Annotated in this window: 16 protein-coding genes and 2 pseudogenes; 8 read left to right on the plus strand and 10 right to left on the minus strand. The window is 70.2% G+C overall.

Annotated features, from left to right (window positions below):
- Positions 1-3 precede the first annotated feature (3 nt).
- On the minus strand, positions 4-492 hold the full coding sequence (locus OIE75_RS36920) for a carboxymuconolactone decarboxylase family protein (RefSeq protein ID WP_329473524.1): 489 nt from the start codon (positions 490-492) through the stop codon (positions 4-6).
- A gap of 121 nt (positions 493-613) precedes the next feature.
- On the opposite strand from OIE75_RS36920, the gene OIE75_RS36925 reads away from it, so the two are divergent.
- The 3 genes from OIE75_RS36925 (at position 614) to OIE75_RS36935 (ending at position 3,772) form a co-directional block, all read left to right on the plus strand.
- Complete coding sequence (locus tag OIE75_RS36925; RefSeq protein ID WP_329473525.1) at positions 614-1,603, plus strand: pirin family protein; 990 nt, start codon at positions 614-616, stop codon at positions 1,601-1,603.
- A 22-nt stretch (positions 1,604-1,625) separates the two neighbouring features.
- Positions 1,626-1,961, plus strand: a complete 336-nt coding sequence (locus OIE75_RS36930) for a GNAT family N-acetyltransferase (protein ID WP_329473526.1) — start codon at positions 1,626-1,628, stop codon at positions 1,959-1,961.
- A 302-nt stretch (positions 1,962-2,263) separates the two neighbouring features.
- Positions 2,264-3,772 (plus strand): FG-GAP repeat protein, encoded by a 1,509-nt coding sequence (locus tag OIE75_RS36935; RefSeq protein WP_329473527.1) that lies wholly within the window; start codon positions 2,264-2,266, stop codon positions 3,770-3,772.
- Between the two features lie 32 nt (positions 3,773-3,804).
- Here OIE75_RS36935 and OIE75_RS36940 read toward each other — a convergent pair whose 3' ends face one another.
- Complete coding sequence (locus tag OIE75_RS36940) at positions 3,805-4,947, minus strand: PP2C family protein-serine/threonine phosphatase (RefSeq protein WP_329473528.1); 1,143 nt, start codon at positions 4,945-4,947, stop codon at positions 3,805-3,807.
- Positions 4,948-5,144: 197 nt separating this feature from the next.
- Here OIE75_RS36940 and OIE75_RS36945 point away from each other — a divergent pair, with 197 nt between their 5' ends.
- Positions 5,145-6,251 (plus strand): PP2C family protein-serine/threonine phosphatase, encoded by a 1,107-nt coding sequence (locus tag OIE75_RS36945; RefSeq protein WP_329473529.1) that lies wholly within the window; start codon positions 5,145-5,147, stop codon positions 6,249-6,251.
- Positions 6,252-6,344: 93 nt separating this feature from the next.
- Here OIE75_RS36945 and OIE75_RS36950 read toward each other — a convergent pair whose 3' ends face one another.
- Positions 6,345-6,998 (minus strand): pyridoxamine 5'-phosphate oxidase family protein, encoded by a 654-nt coding sequence (locus tag OIE75_RS36950; protein ID WP_307016652.1) that lies wholly within the window; start codon positions 6,996-6,998, stop codon positions 6,345-6,347.
- Positions 6,995-8,287 carry a globin domain-containing protein gene (locus OIE75_RS36955; RefSeq protein ID WP_329473530.1) on the minus strand — a complete coding sequence of 431 codons (1,293 nt, stop codon included), beginning with the start codon at positions 8,285-8,287 and terminating at the stop codon, positions 6,995-6,997. Before OIE75_RS36955 ends, OIE75_RS36950 begins: the two co-directional genes overlap by 4 nt.
- Positions 8,288-8,734: 447 nt before the next feature.
- Here OIE75_RS36955 and OIE75_RS36960 point away from each other — a divergent pair.
- A pseudogene (locus OIE75_RS36960) lies at positions 8,735-9,343 on the plus strand (IS630 family transposase); the annotation flags it as partial.
- Entirely contained in the window at positions 9,262-9,702 is a 441-nt protein-coding gene (locus tag OIE75_RS36965) for an AraC family transcriptional regulator (RefSeq protein WP_443078473.1), read from the plus strand. The pseudogene OIE75_RS36960 and the gene OIE75_RS36965, both read left to right, overlap by 82 nt.
- 150 nt (positions 9,703-9,852) lie before the next feature.
- Here OIE75_RS36965 and OIE75_RS36970 read toward each other — a convergent pair whose 3' ends face one another.
- From OIE75_RS36970 to OIE75_RS36980, 3 genes are all read right to left on the minus strand, one after another.
- Complete coding sequence (locus OIE75_RS36970) at positions 9,853-10,206, minus strand: hypothetical protein (protein ID WP_329473531.1); 354 nt, start codon at positions 10,204-10,206, stop codon at positions 9,853-9,855.
- Positions 10,207-10,340: 134 nt separating this feature from the next.
- Positions 10,341-11,051, minus strand: coding sequence for a maleylpyruvate isomerase family mycothiol-dependent enzyme (locus tag OIE75_RS36975; protein ID WP_329473532.1), 711 nt, complete (start codon positions 11,049-11,051; stop codon positions 10,341-10,343).
- Between the two features lie 11 nt (positions 11,052-11,062).
- Complete coding sequence (locus tag OIE75_RS36980; RefSeq protein WP_329474146.1) at positions 11,063-11,572, minus strand: GNAT family N-acetyltransferase; 510 nt, start codon at positions 11,570-11,572, stop codon at positions 11,063-11,065.
- A 165-nt stretch (positions 11,573-11,737) separates the two neighbouring features.
- On the opposite strand from OIE75_RS36980, the gene OIE75_RS36985 reads away from it, so the two are divergent.
- A complete protein-coding gene (locus tag OIE75_RS36985) occupies positions 11,738-12,361 on the plus strand; it encodes a LysE family translocator (RefSeq protein WP_307016656.1) in 624 nt (207 codons plus the stop codon).
- Between the two features lie 22 nt (positions 12,362-12,383).
- On the opposite strand, the gene OIE75_RS36990 is transcribed toward OIE75_RS36985, so the two are convergent.
- On the minus strand, positions 12,384-13,184 hold the full coding sequence (locus OIE75_RS36990) for an IS701 family transposase (RefSeq protein WP_443078474.1): 801 nt from the start codon (positions 13,182-13,184) through the stop codon (positions 12,384-12,386).
- 144 nt (positions 13,185-13,328) lie between these two features.
- Complete coding sequence (locus tag OIE75_RS36995; protein WP_329473533.1) at positions 13,329-13,832, minus strand: MarR family winged helix-turn-helix transcriptional regulator; 504 nt, start codon at positions 13,830-13,832, stop codon at positions 13,329-13,331.
- 257 nt (positions 13,833-14,089) lie between these two features.
- Between OIE75_RS36995 and OIE75_RS37000 the strand changes: the two are divergent.
- A pseudogene (locus OIE75_RS37000) lies at positions 14,090-14,799 on the plus strand (IS5 family transposase).
- A 9-nt stretch (positions 14,800-14,808) separates the two neighbouring features.
- Here OIE75_RS37000 and OIE75_RS37005 read toward each other — a convergent pair.
- A complete protein-coding gene (locus tag OIE75_RS37005) occupies positions 14,809-15,957 on the minus strand; it encodes a serine hydrolase domain-containing protein (protein ID WP_329473534.1) in 1,149 nt (382 codons plus the stop codon).
- Positions 15,958-15,984 lie beyond the last annotated feature (27 nt).

The raw sequence follows: 15,984 nt of genomic DNA on the forward strand, positions 1-15,984 counted from the left end.
CCTCTACTTGGTGTCAGGATGCGCAACGGGGTGCTTGCTCATGATCGAAACACGGTTGAACGCGTTGATGGTGACCGCCACCCAGATCGCGGCCGATATCTGGTCGTCGGAGAGAACCTGCCGGGCGGCCGCGTAGGCGGAATCCTGGATCGTGGCGTTCGCGGGATCGGTCGTTGCCTCGGCCAGCGCCAGGAGGGCGCGTTCCGAGGGGGTGAAGAGGCCGGCGTCCCGCCATGCGTTGAGGAGTCCGAGTCTCCGCGGCGACTCACCGATGCGCAGGGCCGCCTTGGTGTGTACGTCGAGGCAGTAGGCGCAGCCGTTGATCTGCGACACGCGTACGTTGATCAGCTCCACCGCGACGCGGTCGAGTCCGGCCTCGGAGGCCGTGGCCCGGACCGCCTCCGACACCTGCACCAGGGCGTGGAAGGCCTTGGGGCTCTGTTTGTCGATGAAGATCCTGCGGCGTGCGGAGTCGTGGGGCTGGTTGCTCACGTCGGAGTCTCCTTCGGGGCGTGCTCGAATGGCCCGGGGCCGTACGGGCGTTGTGGTGATCGTTCTGCCTCCGTGGCATCATAGTTGATGTGACAACCAAATCTGGTGGGAGGTGCTCTCGGTGAGCAACCCGGAAGTCGACGCCAAGCCGCTGCGCTGCGGTGCGTCCGCCGAAGACGACCGGCCTGCGGGGTCCTCCCGGGTCGACGTCCTGTCGGCGCGTGAAGTCCCCCTCGGCGGCCCGCGCGCGATGCGCGTGCGTCGGACGTTGCCCCAACGGGAGCGCACACTCATCGGGGCCTGGTGCTTCGCCGATCACTACGGACCGCACCAGGTCGCGGAGGCGGGCGGCATGGACCTGCCTCCCCATCCCCACACCGGACTTCAGACGGTCACCTGGCTGTTCAGCGGAGAGGTCGAGCATCGCGACACCCTCGGCACCCACTCCCTGATACGGCCCGGCGAGATGAACCTCATGACCGGGGGATACGGCATCGCCCACTCGGAGAACTCCACGCCGGACACCGTGGTCCTCCACGGCGTCCAGTTGTGGATCGCACTGCCCGAGGAGCACCGTCACACCGCCCGGGACTTCCAGCACTACGCCCCCGGACTCACCCGGGTCGGCGGGGCAGCGATCAGGGTCTTCCTGGGCTCGCTCGCCGGCCGGACCTCCCCGGTCCGGGCCTTCACACCACTGCTCGGCGCCGAGATCGTCATCGAACCCCGGAGGACGCTTTCACTCGCCGTCGACACGGCGTTCGAGCACGGCCTCCTCGTGGACGGCGGGGACATCCGCCTCATCGACACGGTGCTGCGGCCTGCCGAACTCGGCTACGTCCCGCGCGGCGCGGACACCCTGACGATGGTGAACGAGAGCGACACCCCGGCGCGGGCCATCCTCCTCGGAGGTACTCCCTTCGGGGAGGAGATCGTCATGTGGTGGAACTTCGTGGGACGCAGCCACCAGGACATCGCGAAGGCCCGCGAGGACTGGGAGGCTTCCTCGGACCGCTTCGGAGCCGTCGAGGACTCGCCCGGCGGCAGACTTCCCGCACCGGCCCTGCCGAACGCCGTCCTCACACCCCGCCGGAACCCGCCGACCCGCTGAACTTCCCGTTGAAAGGTCCACCGTGAGCGAGTCCTCCACCACCACCGTCGAGCGCGCGGACGACGACAGCCGGTACGAAATCCTGGTCGACGGCCGACGTGCCGGACTGACGGCGTACCGCGACCTGGGTGAGCAGCGCGTCTTCTTCCACACGGAGATCGACGACGCCTTCGCCGGCCAAGGGCTGGGCACGCAACTGGTCCGGCAGGCACTGGCCGACGTGCGCGCGTGCGGAATGCGTGTCGTTCCCGTCTGTCCCTATGTCGCCAAGTTCCTGAAGCGACACGGCGAGTTCGCGGACATCACCGACCCGGTCACACCCGATGTCCTGAGGTGGCTGAAGAGCCGGCTCGGCTGAGGCCCGCCGCGGCACGTGTCCGGTAGCGGGGAGTGCCGCCGGGCGCCGGCGAGTGCGGCGAGGTCGGCAGAAGCGGCGTTGACCGGTCACCCCTGCCCGAAGCCCCGTGCACAACCTTTGACGAAGTGCGGATGTCTTCTTGGTGTACGCAGCAAGGTCCGTGCCTCTCCGCACCGCCCGACGGCGGGAGACGCACACGGTCGCACCCCCCTTCCGTGCCGGAGGCGAGGGGCTGCACCTCCTCGCCCGCGACGCGGCCGGCCCGTGGCCGTGGGAAGTTTCGGAGACCAGGGAGATTTCCTGTGCGTCACCTCAGACAGGCGGCCGTCACGGCCACCGCACTCCTCACCCTCGGCGGCGGCGTGGTCGCCGCGGCCCCCGCGGCCCAGGCCGCCCCGGCTGCCGTTCCCTTCCCGTCCATCGGGTGGCAGCAGCGCAACTGCGACTACGACGGCAACGGTTTCGACGACGTGCTGACCGGCGCCCCCGGTGCGACGGTGGGCGGTGCCTCGGGCGCCGGCTACGTCACCGTGCAGTACAGCTCGTCGGGCGGTCTCGGCACGACGAGGAAGAGCGTGCTCCACCAGAACGTGTCCGGCGTTCCCGGAGGTGCCGAGGCCGGCGACGGCTTCGGCGGGGCCGTCGCCTCCGGTGACCTGGACAACGACGGGTACGACGACGCCGTCGTCGGTATCCCGGGCGAGGATCTCACCGGCCTGTCCGACGCGGGCGGCGCCGTCATCTTCTGGGGGTCGCCGACCGGACTGCATGGATCCGACAGCACCTGGCTGGAGAACGACGACCCGCGGGCGGGTGCCCACTTCGGGCGGGCCGTCGAAGCGGCCCGGTACTCCGCCCCCGACCCGGCGGACCCGAACGCCGACCCGCGGGACTCGATCGCCGTCCTGGAGGACGACGCCCTGCTGTTCTTCACCCTCACACCCGGCCAGGAGGCGCAGCGACCGACGATGTCGGACCGCGGCATACGGGCGACGGACTTCGCACCGCGGAGCAGCGGCTTCGAGTTCCGCAGCCTCAGCCACGGCAACTACAACGAGGACTCCTGGGCCGACCTGGCCGTCTCCGGCATCACCACCGGGCAGCAACCGGGCGCCGGCACGGTGCACGTGCTGCACGGCGCGCCGGACATCGGCGCACTCGGTGACGGGGGCACGTTCCCGGGCGGTCCGGCCGTCGTCTCCGGCGACTGGGACGGCACCGGGCAGGACGACCTCGTCATCGGTGACACGGGGGCCGGCGCACCGAAGGGCGGCGGGATCACCCTCTATCTGGGCCGCGGCGACCTGTCGGGGCTCGAACCGGAGCCGGCGCAGTACTGGACCCAGGACTCGCCCGGCGTGCCCGGTACCGCGGAGGCGGGCGACCAGTGGGGCGCCGATCTGTCGGCCGGGGACACCGATGGCGACGGCCACCCGGACCTCGCCGTCGGCGCGCCCGGCGAGGACATCGGCAGCGTGGCCGACGCGGGTGCCGTGTGGGTACTGCGCGGCGACCCGACCGGTTTCAGCGGCGTAGGGGTGAAGAGCTTCGACCAGCAGCTCGCCGCCATCCCCGGCGCGGCCGAGAAGTCGGACCGCTGGGGCGGCCAGGTCCGGCTCATCGACGCCAACAAGGACCGCCTCTTCGGGCTCCTGGCGGCGGCACCGGGCGAGAACACCGACGACGGCTTCATATGGGTCGTACCCGCGTCGTCCTCGGGTCTGGTCGCCCAGGGCACGTGGACCTACGACGGGGCACGTCTCGGGGCGCCGACGGCGAACGCGCGGTTCGGGGCGGCGATCGACGAGTAGACCCTCGTGCGGGGACGGGTCCGGGTACCGGGCTACCCCGGTACCCGGCTCGGGGAGCGGCGGACGGCGAGGACCGCCAGGTCGTCCTGTTGGGCGCCCGCGGTGAAGGCGTGGACATCGTCGACGAGTGACTCGGTGAGCCGGCCCGCGGTGATGTCGGCGCGGTCGGAGAGGCGCGACTCCAGAGGATAGAAGGCGCCCCCGGCCGAGCGGGCCTCGGTCAGGCCGTCGGTGCACAGCAGCAGGGTCGCTCCGGCCGGGAACGGGAACCAGGACACCGTGCGCGCCTCCTCGACCAGGTCCGCGAGGCCGAGCGGGGTGTGCTCCGTCCCCGCGCCGACGGCGGTGACGGTCCCGTCGTGCAGCAGGTACGGCGGGACGTGGCCGCAGGTGACGAGCTGGGTCTCGGTGCCGGCGTCCACCCCCAGGACGGCGGCGGTGACGAATCGCTGCGGCTCGCCGCGCTGTTCCGCGTAGTCGTTGTGGCGGACCACCGCCGCCTCGAGCGAGTCGACGAGGGCCGTCACCGTCGGTTCGCGGTGGGCGGCTTCGCGGAAGGCGCCGACCACGTCGATCGCCATGCCGACGGCTGCGAGCCCCTTGCCCTGGACGTCGCCGATGAGCACCCGGGTACCCCAGGGTGTGGCCGCCACGTCGTAGATGTCGCCCCCGACGAGTTTGTCCTGCTGCACCGGCTCGTAGACGCCGTCCACGAGTACGTCGTCGGTGAGGAGCGGGAGAGGCCGCAGGATCTGCCGCTGCATCGCGGCTGCGGTCGACCGCAGCCGCACCATCGCCCCCTCGCGCGAGACACGCAGCCGGGACGCGTATACGGCCAGCGCGCCGAAGCCGACGGCGAACAGCGCCAGCACCACCCGGTCGGCGATCCGTTCCCCGGACAGGGCCACGGGCACGACCACGACGACGCTCACCCAGGTGGCGACCATGGCCGTCTGGCCCGGGGTGCACAGCGCGGCGGCGAAGGCCGGCAGGAACACCAGCAGCCCGAGCAGGAGGACGGCGGTCCCGGTCAGCACACCGAGGACGATCGTCACCACCGTCGCCGTCACCGTCACCAGGACGACGGTGCGCGTGGGGGGTGTACGGACGCCGTCGTCCCGGCCCGCGAGGTCGTCCTCCACGGAGGCCGGCGCCGCACGCGTCGAACGGAACATGCGGGCATCCTCCAACGGCGACGTGTCGGGCCGGGCGCGCGCCGCACGCGGCGACGGACGGGCGGCATCGATCATCCAGTCCGATTGACATCGCGGGGAGAGGCTTGCCGTACCCGCACCGAAGTGCGCCCGTACGGGTGGTCGCTCCGGCCCTCTCCGCCGGTGCGGGAAGACCGGGAACGGTGTAGAGAGGAGACATGTCGCAGCGCCTCGGAGAGCCTCGCCGGCCGGTGCGCGCGAGGCGGCCGATGGTCGCCATCCCGATCGCGTGGATCGTCGCGGTGTCCGTGGTCGACGTGCTCGCGCCGCCCCACATCCATCTGGGGCCGCTGCTCGTCGCGGCCCCGGCGATCACGCCCCTGTTCGGCGGGCCCCGGACGGTGGCCCTGGTGGCCGCGCTTGCGGTGATCGCGCAGACGGCCATCGGGGTGGTGCGCGACCCCAACGAGTTGCTCTCGGCCAACCACGAGGCACAGATCCTCGCCCTGATCCTGGTCGGCGCCAGCCTCGTCGTCTTCTGTGTCGTGCGGGAGCGCCGGGCGAAGGAGCTGAGGCAGGTCCGGTACGTGTCCGAGGCCGCCCAGCGCGTCGTCCTGCCGCCGCTGCCCAGCCGGCTCGGCCCCTTGCGCACTGCCTCGCTCTACCTCGCCGCGGAGGCCGAGGCCCAGATCGGCGGGGATCTGTACGCGGCGGTCCGCACCGAATCCGGTACCCGGGTGATCGTCGGAGACGTGCAGGGCAAGGGACTGACCGCCGTCAATGACGCCGCCCTGCTGCTGGGAGCGTTCCGTGTCATGGCCGGCCGCCGGGCGGGGCTGGGGGAGCTGGTGAGGCACCTGGACCGGAGCGTGAGCGGGGACCTCGCGGAGCCGGGCCGCCACGGGGAGGGATTCATCACCGCCACCGTGCTGGACATCCCCGACCGGGACGGGCGGGTCCGGATGGTCTCCTGCGGCCATCCACCGCCCGTCGTCGTCCGCGACGGGCGGCCGGTGACGATGAGCGTCCTGCACCCCGCGCCCCCGCTCGGCCTGGGCCACCTGGTGAATCCCCGCTACCACGTCGAAAGCTTCCCGTTCGAGCCGGGCGACCTGCTGCTCCTGTACACGGACGGCGTCACCGAGGCGCGCGACTCCGCCGGCACCTTCTATCCGCTGGCCGAGCGCATCACCGGCTGGACCGAGAACGATCCCGACGCCTTCCTCGGCCGCTTCCGGCGCGACCTGCTCCACCACGTCGACGGCCACCTGGACGACGACGCCGCCATGATCGTCATAGGGCGCCCTGCCCTGTCCGGGGCGTGACCGACAGGCCAGGGGAGCCTTCCCGGGCGCCGGCACGAGGTCGCCGGCCTCCCGCCCGGGCGCCGTGGACCTGTCCGGACGTGCCGCCCGAGCCTAGTGTCCCATCGGCAGAGTGGGAGCCGGACGGTAGGTCCGGGACTCCCCGCGACCGGCCACCGGTGGGACGAAGTAGTCGCTGTCCTTGGGGCGGTCCGCCGCCAGCCCCCGGGGCCGGGGAGCGGGTTCGAGGTGGGGGATGTACTTCGAGCACTGCACGTAGGCTTCGTCCACCCTCAGGTGCACCCATACGGCAGGCTGCCGGCCGTGCGCCGAGTCGATGGGGAGGTGCGGGTACACGCGACGCTGCTCGGCGTCACCCACCAACTGGGCCGACCCGTTGACGTGCAGCCCTATGTGATGGTGGGTGAAGTCGATGAAGAGCATGCCCATGTGCGGGTTCTCCAGGATGTTCCCGTTGCCCGCGTGGACCCCGTTGCCCCGGTACTCGGGGTAGGTCAGGGTGTGTTCGTCGAGGACGGTGACGAACCCGGGCGGCCCGGCCCGGAACCCGGTGTCGCAGTTGCCGCCGGCGTCGGCGGTCGAGAGGAAGACCATGGTCTGACGCCCGACGAAGTCGCGCATCTGATCGGTGAGATGGGGCTGGACCTGCCGGTCGTAGAAGGTCGCGGCCCGGTCGGCCGTACCCAGGTGGCTCTGCAGGAGGCGTTCGCCGGCGGAGCCGGGGCGGCCTGCGGGCCGGTCGTTCATATGCGGTTGTCCTCTTCCTTCGCCGGGTGGCCTGGATCCAGAGGGGCGTCCAGTACCGGGACGCCCAGCGGGTCGTGGTGGATCTGGGCGGGAGGCAGCCCACACCGCAGGAGCACCTGCCGCGCGGCAGCGATCATGCCGGGCGGCCCGCTGAGGTAGGCCTCCGTGTGGGCTCCGGCGCCCGAGGCGGCGATGACGTCCGGCAGGGAGCCCTCGGCGCCGGGAATGTGCTCGTGGGAAACGGCGGCCCGGACCGTCAGCCAGTGGTGCCGCTGGGACAGGCGCAGCATCTCGTCGAGCCCGTACAGCTCGTTGCCGGTGCGCGCGCCCACGAACAGGTTCACGTGGCGGCCCTGGAGCCGGTGCGGGTCGTTCGCGATCTCCTCGATCAGGGCCCTGATGGGGGCGAGTCCGGTGCCTCCCGCGGCGAGCAACAGATCGCGGCCGGAGGGCGCGGACAGCACCATGTCACCCTCGGGCGGCCCCAGACGCACCATGTCGCCGATCCGCGCCCGGTACACCAGGGCGTGACTGACATGGCCGCCGGCGACGTGCCGGACGTGGAAGGTCAGGGTCGAGTCGGGCCGGGGGGCGTTGGCCGGTGAGTAGTGCCGCCACACCCGGGGCCGCCACGGTGTCTCCATGCTGACGAACTGGCCCGCCTGGTACGGATACACGGGGTCGGTGGCCACCGTGACCTCGGCCAGTGCGTTGCCCAGGTGACGGTGGCCGACGATCTGGGCGTTCCACACGGCGGGCCGGAGCCGGGTGTCGTTGTCCGCGGCCAGGATCATCGTCTCGGAGGCGATCCCGTAGGCCCGCTGCCAGGCCAGGGCGATCTCCGGGGTCCACGAGGGGCCGGCGAACCGGGCGAGCGTCTCCAGCAGGCATTCGCCCACCGCGGCGTAGTGCGCCGTCACGGCACCGAACTTGCGGTGGTCGCGCCCCAGGCGGGCGCAGAACTGGGCCAGGTGCTCGGGCGAGTCGACCAGGTCAACGATCCGCAGGAGGGCGCGCAGCAGGCGGTCCCGCTGGACGTCCATGTTCTCCGGGAAGAGGGAACGGACCTCGGGGTAGCGCACGAAGAGGATGGCGTAGAAGTACACGGCCAGTTCCCCGGCCTGCGGCTCGACCACCGCGACGCTGCGGCGGACGAGATCGCACTCGTGCGGGCCCAGCGGCTGGGGGAGGGTGCCCTGCTGCGGCTGGTGGAACGGCTCGTTCGCGGCCTGCGGAGTGGGGGGACTGTCATACCCGTCGAGGTGGGCACGGTGGGTGCCGAGCGTCACGCGGCGCCTCGCGCGGGGGCTGACGGTGTTCTGAACGTCATGTCCTTGGGTCGGCCTTCCACGCTGCTGTCTTCTTTCACGTGCCTCAGAGTGCCCGGGTACCTCACAACTGAACATCAATCATTGGGCAAGACTTAACTCGGTGACGTCATCCCTCGCAAGCGGACGACGCGCTCAGAGGCTACGCACCCCGGCGTGTCGACCGGGTAGAGGGGTTGTGAGCAGATGATGGAGAGTTCGGGGCGGCCCGGACCGAGCCGCGGTTACCCGCGCGTAGCGCTGCTGGCTGCGGCGTTGCGGGATGACCGGCCGTGCGGGCTGAGGTTCGTAAGGGCAGTCGTGGGAGGCGAACGGGTCACCGGAGTCTGCCCGACCGGGTCGCGCCGGGCAGAAAGCGGAACTGGTCTTCTGAGTCAGGAATTCTGTTCAGATATGTAGGGTTGCCTGGTGGCGCGTACTGGGCGGCCGAAGGTCGAGCTGATCCTGTCGGATGAGGAGCGGGCTGCGCTGGAGGGGTGGGTGCGGCGCCGTTGCACTCCGCAGGCGTGGGCTTTGTGCTGCCGGATCATCCTGGCCTGTGCGACCGGCGCGTCCAACAAGGACGTGGCCGCACAGCTCGGTTCGACACCGCATGCGGTCGGCCGCTGGCGGAAGCGGTTCGTCGAACACCGGATCGCCGGGCTGGGTGACATGCCGCGGTCCGGCGGGCCCCGGACGGTCACCGATGAGCAGGTCGCCGCAGTGGTGAAGCGGACGCTGGAGTCGACGCCGAAGAACGCCACGCACTGGTCGACGCGGGCGATGGCCTCGGAGATGGGTCTGTCGCAGTCGACCGTGTCGCGGATCTGGCGGGCCTTCGGCCTGCAGCCACACCGCACCGAGACGTTCAAGCTGTCGACGGACCCGTACTTCGTCGACAAGGTCCACGACGTGGTCGGCCTCTATCTGGACCCGCCCGAGCGGGCCTTGGTGTTCTGTGTCGACGAGAAGTCGCAGATCCAGGCCCTGGACCGGTCCCAGCCGGTGCTGCCGATGATGCCGGGCGTCCCGCCCCGATGGAGTTCGTGACTGAAGCCGACGTTGTGCTGATCGGTGCACAGTGCTCCGGTGCGCTGGTGCTCGCCCGGCTCGGGTTGCTGGAAGGCATGCCGGCTTGCACGGACATGAAGCGCCGAGCCTCCGTCGAAGGCTGCGGCGTCACCGTGCTGGACGCGCCGTTCCACGCCGAGGGGAACATCACTACGGCGGGCGGTTGCCTGGCGTCCCAGCATCTCGCCACGTGGGTGATCACCCGAATCCTCGGGGAGGACGCCGCGCGCGCCGTCATCGACTACGTGGCTCCGGTCGGCGACAGTCAGGAGACACCCGAGCGGGCCATGCGTGCCGTCCATGCGGGCGTGGTTGCACTGCGCTGACGCCTCGCAGTCAGCAGCTCGGGCCGCTTGCAATCACGACGACGACTTCTTGAGCGCATTGAGGGCGTGGCGTTGTCTGAGGTACGCGTGAGCCGTGGATGCGGCGAAACAAGCGGAGGGCCAGGACCTGCTGTCCCCTCTGGTTGCCCGTCAGCTGGATTTCCTCTGCGTTGTTTCGGCGAAGGCCAGCCCTTGCAGGGCGAGTCGTTGCGTTTCGTATCGACCTTCGGTCGTGGCCTCCACGTCGAACCCGTGCGCGATCTGCGGTGGGTAGCCGATGAGTTCGAGCGCCCGGCTCGGCAGCGCCTGCTGGGACGCCTCTTCCGACTCCCACAACAGAACGGCTCCCCACCGGTTGGTGTCCGGATCGGAGAGCCACATCTTGAAGCGAAGCCCGGGCACCTCGGAGAACGCGGCGACGGATTCCTCACGCAGGTATTCACGCATGGACTCGATGGTCTGTCCGGAGGCGGACAGGTCCCACCAAACAATGTCGGCAAGCATGGCACTCCTTCCTTCCGAGAACGGAATTCGGCTGTCGGCCGGCCACGGGCACGCGGTTACGGGGCGCCACAGGCAATCCTTTCTGCCGTTCGGGCCCGAGATCGGCGTGCCCCACACCCAGCCCGGTGACGACGTCACAGGCGGTCCAAGCGCTGTGGAGGGTGGGGCGGCCAGGGTCCGAGAGCAGGCAACTCCTCCGCCGCCACTGGTGACACAACGGGCGTACGTCCGGCCAGCCAGGCCGCCAGGTCGCGCAGGCCTCCCGTAACCACCGTGCCCGGCGGCCCGTCGCCGACGGACCACTGGCGGCCCACGTCCTCGGCACGGACGCGTGCGCCTGCCGGAAGGCGGTCGAGGAGGAAGTCGATGGTGTGTGCGGCCAGGTCCTCGGGCCAGTCGTCCGGTCGCACGCCGAGTTCCAGATCGACCATGTGGATCCATGCCTCGCGCCAGCGTGCGAAGACGGTTGCGGCAAGGTTCGCGTTGCGGAACGTTACCGGACGGCTCCAGTCCACGTCGGTGGCGCGTGCCCAGAATGCCTCTAGCCCGGCCGTGTGCGCGGCGAGCTGCGCGCGGTGCTCGGCTGCGCTGCGGCCAGCCGTCGTCTCGATGATCGCGTTGCGCTCGTCGACCCCGCCGTCGTAGCCCGCTACAAGTTCACCGCGCAGGGCATGTTCCGCGAGACGGGCGAACATTCTCGCGTTGTCGGTGAGATGCGCGAGGACGTGGCCGCGTGACCAACCCGGAAGGGCAGACGCCTCGGCGACCTGCTGGTCGCTCAGTCCGGCCACGAGCCCTTCCAGTGTCCGGTGGGCTTCGATCACTACTGCGACAGGAGGTTGCATGACCCCCCGTCCTACAGGGCCGGGGCCTGGTTGAGGACTGCCGGGGCCTGGGCAGCGAGTTCCTTGAGTGGTTCACCGCTCAGCCGACATACCGTCCACTCGTTCAGCAGCTCCACGCCGAGCGACTTGTAGAAGTCGATCGTCGGTTCGTTCCAGGCCAGGACCCACCACTCGAAGCGCTCGTAGCCGTTCTGTTGACAGATCGCGGCCAATGCGGCGATCAGAGCCTTGCCATGTCCTCCACCTCGGGCGTGCGACCGCACGTAGAGGTCCTCCAGGTGCATGCCGCGCGTGCCGGTCCAGGTCGAGAAGCGGGGGAACCACAGGGCATAGCCCACGGCCTGCCCCGTCTCATCGTCCTCAGCGATCAGTGCGGCAGCAGCGGGGTGTTCTCCGAACAACGCGTCGCGGAGCTGCTCCTGGGTTGCTTGGGCCTGCTCGGCAGCCCGTTCGTACTCAGCGAGTTCGCGGATCATCGCGCGGATCTCCGCGATGTCGTTCACAGTGGCGGCCCGGATCATGCTGGAGATCATCGGCCACCGTACCGAGCCGTGTCCATCCGATTCCGCGCCTTCTCCGCGGCGTGAACCCTGGTCTCCGCCTTGACGGACGATCTGCGGAACACGTCCGCAGCTGGGCCGACAAGAGCCTTGTGGCGCATCAACGCGCTTGGCGATGCTGCCTCGATGATGACTTCCGTCGTTGCGTTCGTCGGTGCGGCCTTCCTGGTCGCCATGGTCCCAGGGCCAAGCACGGTCGTGATCCTGCGCCGAGCGGTGGTGAACGGCCGGCGGACCGGCATGGCCACGGTCCTGGGTAACGAGTGCGGAGTGCTGCTGTGGGGCCTGGCCGCGGCCTTCGGTCTCTCCGCCCTGCTGCTGGCCTCGCAGGTCGCCTACGACGTCATCCGGATTGTCGGCGCCGCGGTATTGGTGTGGATGGGAGCGCGTGCCTTGTGGCAGGCGAGGCGAGCTGGACAGCCGGATCAGGGACCAGCGGAAACAGCCGCGGTGCCGCTTCGGCGGGCGTACTGGCAGGGCCTCGTCACCAACTTCGCCAATCCGAAGGCCGGCGTGTTCGCCGTGTCCTTCCTGCCGCAGTTCGTGCCACATGGAGCCCCTGTTCTTCCGACGCTGCTCGCCTTCTCGGTGATCTGGGCCGTGGTCGACTTGATCTGGTACCTACCGTTGGTCTGGCTAGCCGGACGTGTCGGAGGAGTGCTTCAGCGGCACTCCGTTCGGCGCCGGATGGAACAGGTCTCCGGGGCGCTCTTGGTCGGGCTGGGGGTGCGCCTGGCTACCGAGTCTTAGTACTCCAGTACGGTTTCGTGATCTATCCAGCGGGTTCGCCAGCGGTTCGTCGTCGGTGGTGGCTGCGTCGGGCTGTTGCCTGGTGGCGCCGACGCCAGTTGGACCAGTTCAGCAGTCCGGCTACGGTCACGGCTGGTTGTTCGAAGACGGCGACGAGTAGGTGTCGGATCTCCGGGACGGTCAGCGTGATCGGATCGGGGCCCGCCATCACGTAGCCGGTGCCGCGTGCTTCCAGGGCAGCGCGGAGCCGGGGGTCCTGGCCGTAGGCTTCGTCACCGGTCACCCAGGAGGCGGTGATGGCGGCGTCCAGCGCAGCAGCGATCATCTCCCAGGCCAGACGGGGCTTGGTGGCGAACTGCACCGTCTCGGGTATGCCGGCCGCGGTGCGGCGTTCGGGATCACCGGACCAGGAGTGCTCGGGCAGGTAGAGCCGACGGTCGATCAGGGCCCGTCCCCGCTCGGTGGCCAGGGCGAGGAACACACCGACCTGGGCGTTCTCGATGCGTCCCGCGGTGCCGGTGTACTGCCTCTGCACTTCTGCCGAGGCCCGGCCCTTCTTCAGGAAGCCGGTCTCGTCGACCATGAGAACGCCGTCGGCGCCGAGGTGTTCGACGGCGTAGGCACGCAGGTCGTCTCGGACGGCACCGGCGCCCCAGCGGGCGTCGCGCAGCAGGCGCTGCATCGGCCCGGGCCGGGCGTGGCCGGCCTGTTCGGCCAGTTGCCGACAGTTCTTCCGCTCGACGCTCGACAGTAGTCCGATCAGGTAGGCGCGGGCCGTGGCCCGGGGCTCAACTCGCCCGAACCGGCCCGCGATCCGGACCATGACCTGGTCGAACATCACCCGCCAGCGGGCAGGGTCTGTGCTATAGCCCGCGGCCACCGCACGATCTTCAGGAGTCCACAGAACCCCCGATGATCACGCGTGGCCGCACGCGTTCCCAGCCGGGTTCGTCACGAGACCGCCAGATCAGAACGGATTACCAGAAGCCCCGTTGCCCTCGACATTGGCCACCATCGTGCGAAGCACCTTGAGCGCGGCCACGTACTCATCGTCGCTGATGCCTTTGTGGACTACGGCGCGTACCTCGGTCGCCAGCTCACGGAGCCGCGCTCTGGCGGCCTCCCCGGCATCCGTGAGGTGCAGGCGCTGCCCGTCGTCGATCCGCAGCCATTCGCGGTGGAGCAACTGGTCGACGACCCTGGCGATCTCGTGCGGGCCGTCGGCAAGGTGCGTCAGCTGCGCGACGACCTCCTCGCGGCTCGGCGCCGCAGGGCCGCCGCTCACGCGGTTGAGTACCCAGTACTGCGGCTGCGTGACGTCGAGCTTGGCCATCGCGTCACGCAGATACCGCGTGACGGTCGTATGGGCCAAGCCGCTCCAGTAGCCGATCGGTTGGGTGGCCAGCATGTCATCCGTCGCGGCCGGGTTCGCCGGCGCCTGGTCAGTGGTGGTGCCTATCAGCGATTCCATGATCGCGACGCTACATTCCCTCCGGCGCACTGAACCACCGGAATGCGCCATTCACTGCAACTCGTCCTGGATGTGCGTCGGAGCGCCGACCACCGTCATCCTCAGGGGCGCCGCAGCCTTACGCGGCACCATGCCACGACCCGACGTGGCGACTACCGACGACCGCTCGCCCCCGCAGCCAGCGGGTAGATCACGAAACCGTACTGGAGTACTAGGGTCCGTCTTCAAAGGTCATCCGGGTGGTGGATCATGGTGTGGTGGTTCGTCGTCATGAACTCACGGACCAGGAGTGGGAGTTGCTTGCTCCACTCATGCCGCGGGCTGCGACGGGGCGGCCGCGCGTGGAGGACCGGCAGGTCCTCGACGGGATGGTCTACAAGATCCGGACCGGGGTTTCCTGGCGTGACCTGCCGGAGCGCTACGGGCCATGGAAGACGATCCACACCTGTTTCCGCCGCTACGCCCTGGACGGCGTGTTCACCCGGGCTCTCCAGCAGATCCAGGCCCGCGCGGACGCGGCCGGCGACATCGACTGGCTCGTCCAGATCGACTCCACCATCGTCCGCGCCCACCAGCACGCCGCGGCCATCGGCCGAAAAGGGGGCGGCATCGGCAGGACGAACCGGACGATCACGCCCTCGGCCGATCCCGAGGAGGACTGACCGTCAAGATCCACCTCGCCTGTGACGGCCGCGGCCGTCCCCTCGCCGTCCTGCTCACCCCAGGCGAACGCCACGACAGCGTCTGCGCACGTCTCCTCCTGGAACGGATCCGGGTCCCACGCACCGGCCTCGGCCGCCCACGACGCAGACCCGACCAGGTCGTCGCCTACGAGGACTACAGCTCCCGAGGCTTCCGTTCCTACCTGCGTAATCGCGGCATCGCCATCAGGTACGACAAGACCGCCACCTCGTACGAGGCAGCGGTCAGTCTCGCGTCACTCCTGCTCTGGGCAAGATCCGTTTGAAGACGGACCCTAGTGGCGTGAGGTGCGGCGGCCTTCGCACAGGGCGGTCTCGACGGCCGCTTCGATGTCGTCGCTCTGCGCGTCCGAGGCGCCCGGGCCGAGGTTCGCCATGACGGTCACCTGTCGGCCGCCGGCGATGCCGGTGGCCGTCTCGTAGCCGAGGAAGTCACCGGTGTGTCCCCAGTAGAGACCGCCGCAGGGCAGCGGCGAGCTCTCCAGACCGAGGCCGTAGGCCCGGCCGTCCGAGCCGCCGGTCGGACGGGTCCGCATCATCTCCCGCTGCTGTGCCGGGCGCAGCAGCGCGCCGTGCAGGAGTGCCGCCATGAACCGGTTGACGTCGGAGGCGCTGGAGATCAGCTCGCCGGCCGCGCCGCCGATCGTCGGGCTGACGGCGGTGACGTCCACGAGCGGCGCGTCCGGGCCGGGCCGTGCATACCCGCGCGGGTGCGGTCCGGGGATGCCGGAGGCGTCGCCCGGCGCGAAGGTGTCGTGCAGGTGCAGCGGCCTGATGACGCGTCGCCGGATCTCGTCGCCGTAGGAACGGCCGGTGACCTTCTCGATGATCATGCCGATGACGAGGTAGCCGGTGTTGGAGTAGCGCCAGCCGGTCCCCGGTTCGAAGGTCGGGGGGTGGGCGAGCGCGATGTCGAGGAGTTCGCGGGTGTCGCGGTGGGCCAGCGGGTCCGCGACGATCTCCTGCGGGCGGAGGTACTGGAGGAAGTCGGGTACGCCGCTGGTGTGCTGGAGCAGTTGCCGGACGGTGATCGCCCGTCCGTCGTTCCCGTGCCCGCGGACGACGCCGGGCAGGTAGCGCTCCACCGGCGCGTCGAGGTGCACGCGCCGCTCTCCCACCAACTGCAGCAGGACCGTCGCCACGAACGGCTTGGTCATGCTGCCGAGCCGGAACCTGCTGTCACCACGCACCGGCGTGCGGCTCCGCACGTCGGCGACTCCGCTGGTGAGCACCGTACGGCCGCCGCGCCTTGTGCGTACTTCGGCGAGCGCTCCGGGCGCACCGTCGACCGTGGTGATGCGGTGCAGGGCGGCGCGCAGCCGGGCGTGGTCCGAGGTCCGGGCATGGTCCGACGTGGGGGAGGCCGAGGCGGCGCTGCCTGCCGACGCGCTCCCCGCGACCCCGATGGCCATGGCCATGGCCATGGCCAGAGTGAGTAAGCCGCCTCGTGC

This window comes from Streptomyces sp. NBC_01723 (genome assembly GCF_036246005.1).
Classification (GTDB): Bacteria; Actinomycetota; Actinomycetes; order Streptomycetales; family Streptomycetaceae; genus Streptomyces.

What these genes read in the sequence shown, in the direction of transcription:
- OIE75_RS36940 (WP_329473528.1), bottom strand. Translation starts at nt 4,947, where the DNA reads ATGTTCCGTTCGACGCGTGCGGCGCCGGCCTCCGTGGAGGACGACCTC.
- OIE75_RS36945 (WP_329473529.1), top strand. Translation starts at nt 5,145, where the DNA reads ATGTCGCAGCGCCTCGGAGAGCCTCGCCGGCCGGTGCGCGCGAGGCGG.
- OIE75_RS36950 (WP_307016652.1), bottom strand. Translation starts at nt 6,998, where the DNA reads ATGAACGACCGGCCCGCAGGCCGCCCCGGCTCCGCCGGCGAACGCCTC.
- OIE75_RS36970 (WP_329473531.1), bottom strand. Translation starts at nt 10,206, where the DNA reads ATGCTTGCCGACATTGTTTGGTGGGACCTGTCCGCCTCCGGACAGACC.
- OIE75_RS36975 (WP_329473532.1), bottom strand. Translation starts at nt 11,051, where the DNA reads ATGCAACCTCCTGTCGCAGTAGTGATCGAAGCCCACCGGACACTGGAA.
- OIE75_RS36980 (WP_329474146.1), bottom strand. Translation starts at nt 11,572, where the DNA reads ATGATCCGGGCCGCCACTGTGAACGACATCGCGGAGATCCGCGCGATG.
- OIE75_RS36985 (WP_307016656.1), top strand. Translation starts at nt 11,738, where the DNA reads ATGATGACTTCCGTCGTTGCGTTCGTCGGTGCGGCCTTCCTGGTCGCC.
- OIE75_RS36990 (WP_443078474.1), bottom strand. Translation starts at nt 13,184, where the DNA reads ATGGTCCGGATCGCGGGCCGGTTCGGGCGAGTTGAGCCCCGGGCCACG.
- OIE75_RS36995 (WP_329473533.1), bottom strand. Translation starts at nt 13,832, where the DNA reads ATGGAATCGCTGATAGGCACCACCACTGACCAGGCGCCGGCGAACCCG.
- OIE75_RS37005 (WP_329473534.1), bottom strand. Translation starts at nt 15,957, where the DNA reads ATGGCCATGGCCATGGCCATCGGGGTCGCGGGGAGCGCGTCGGCAGGC.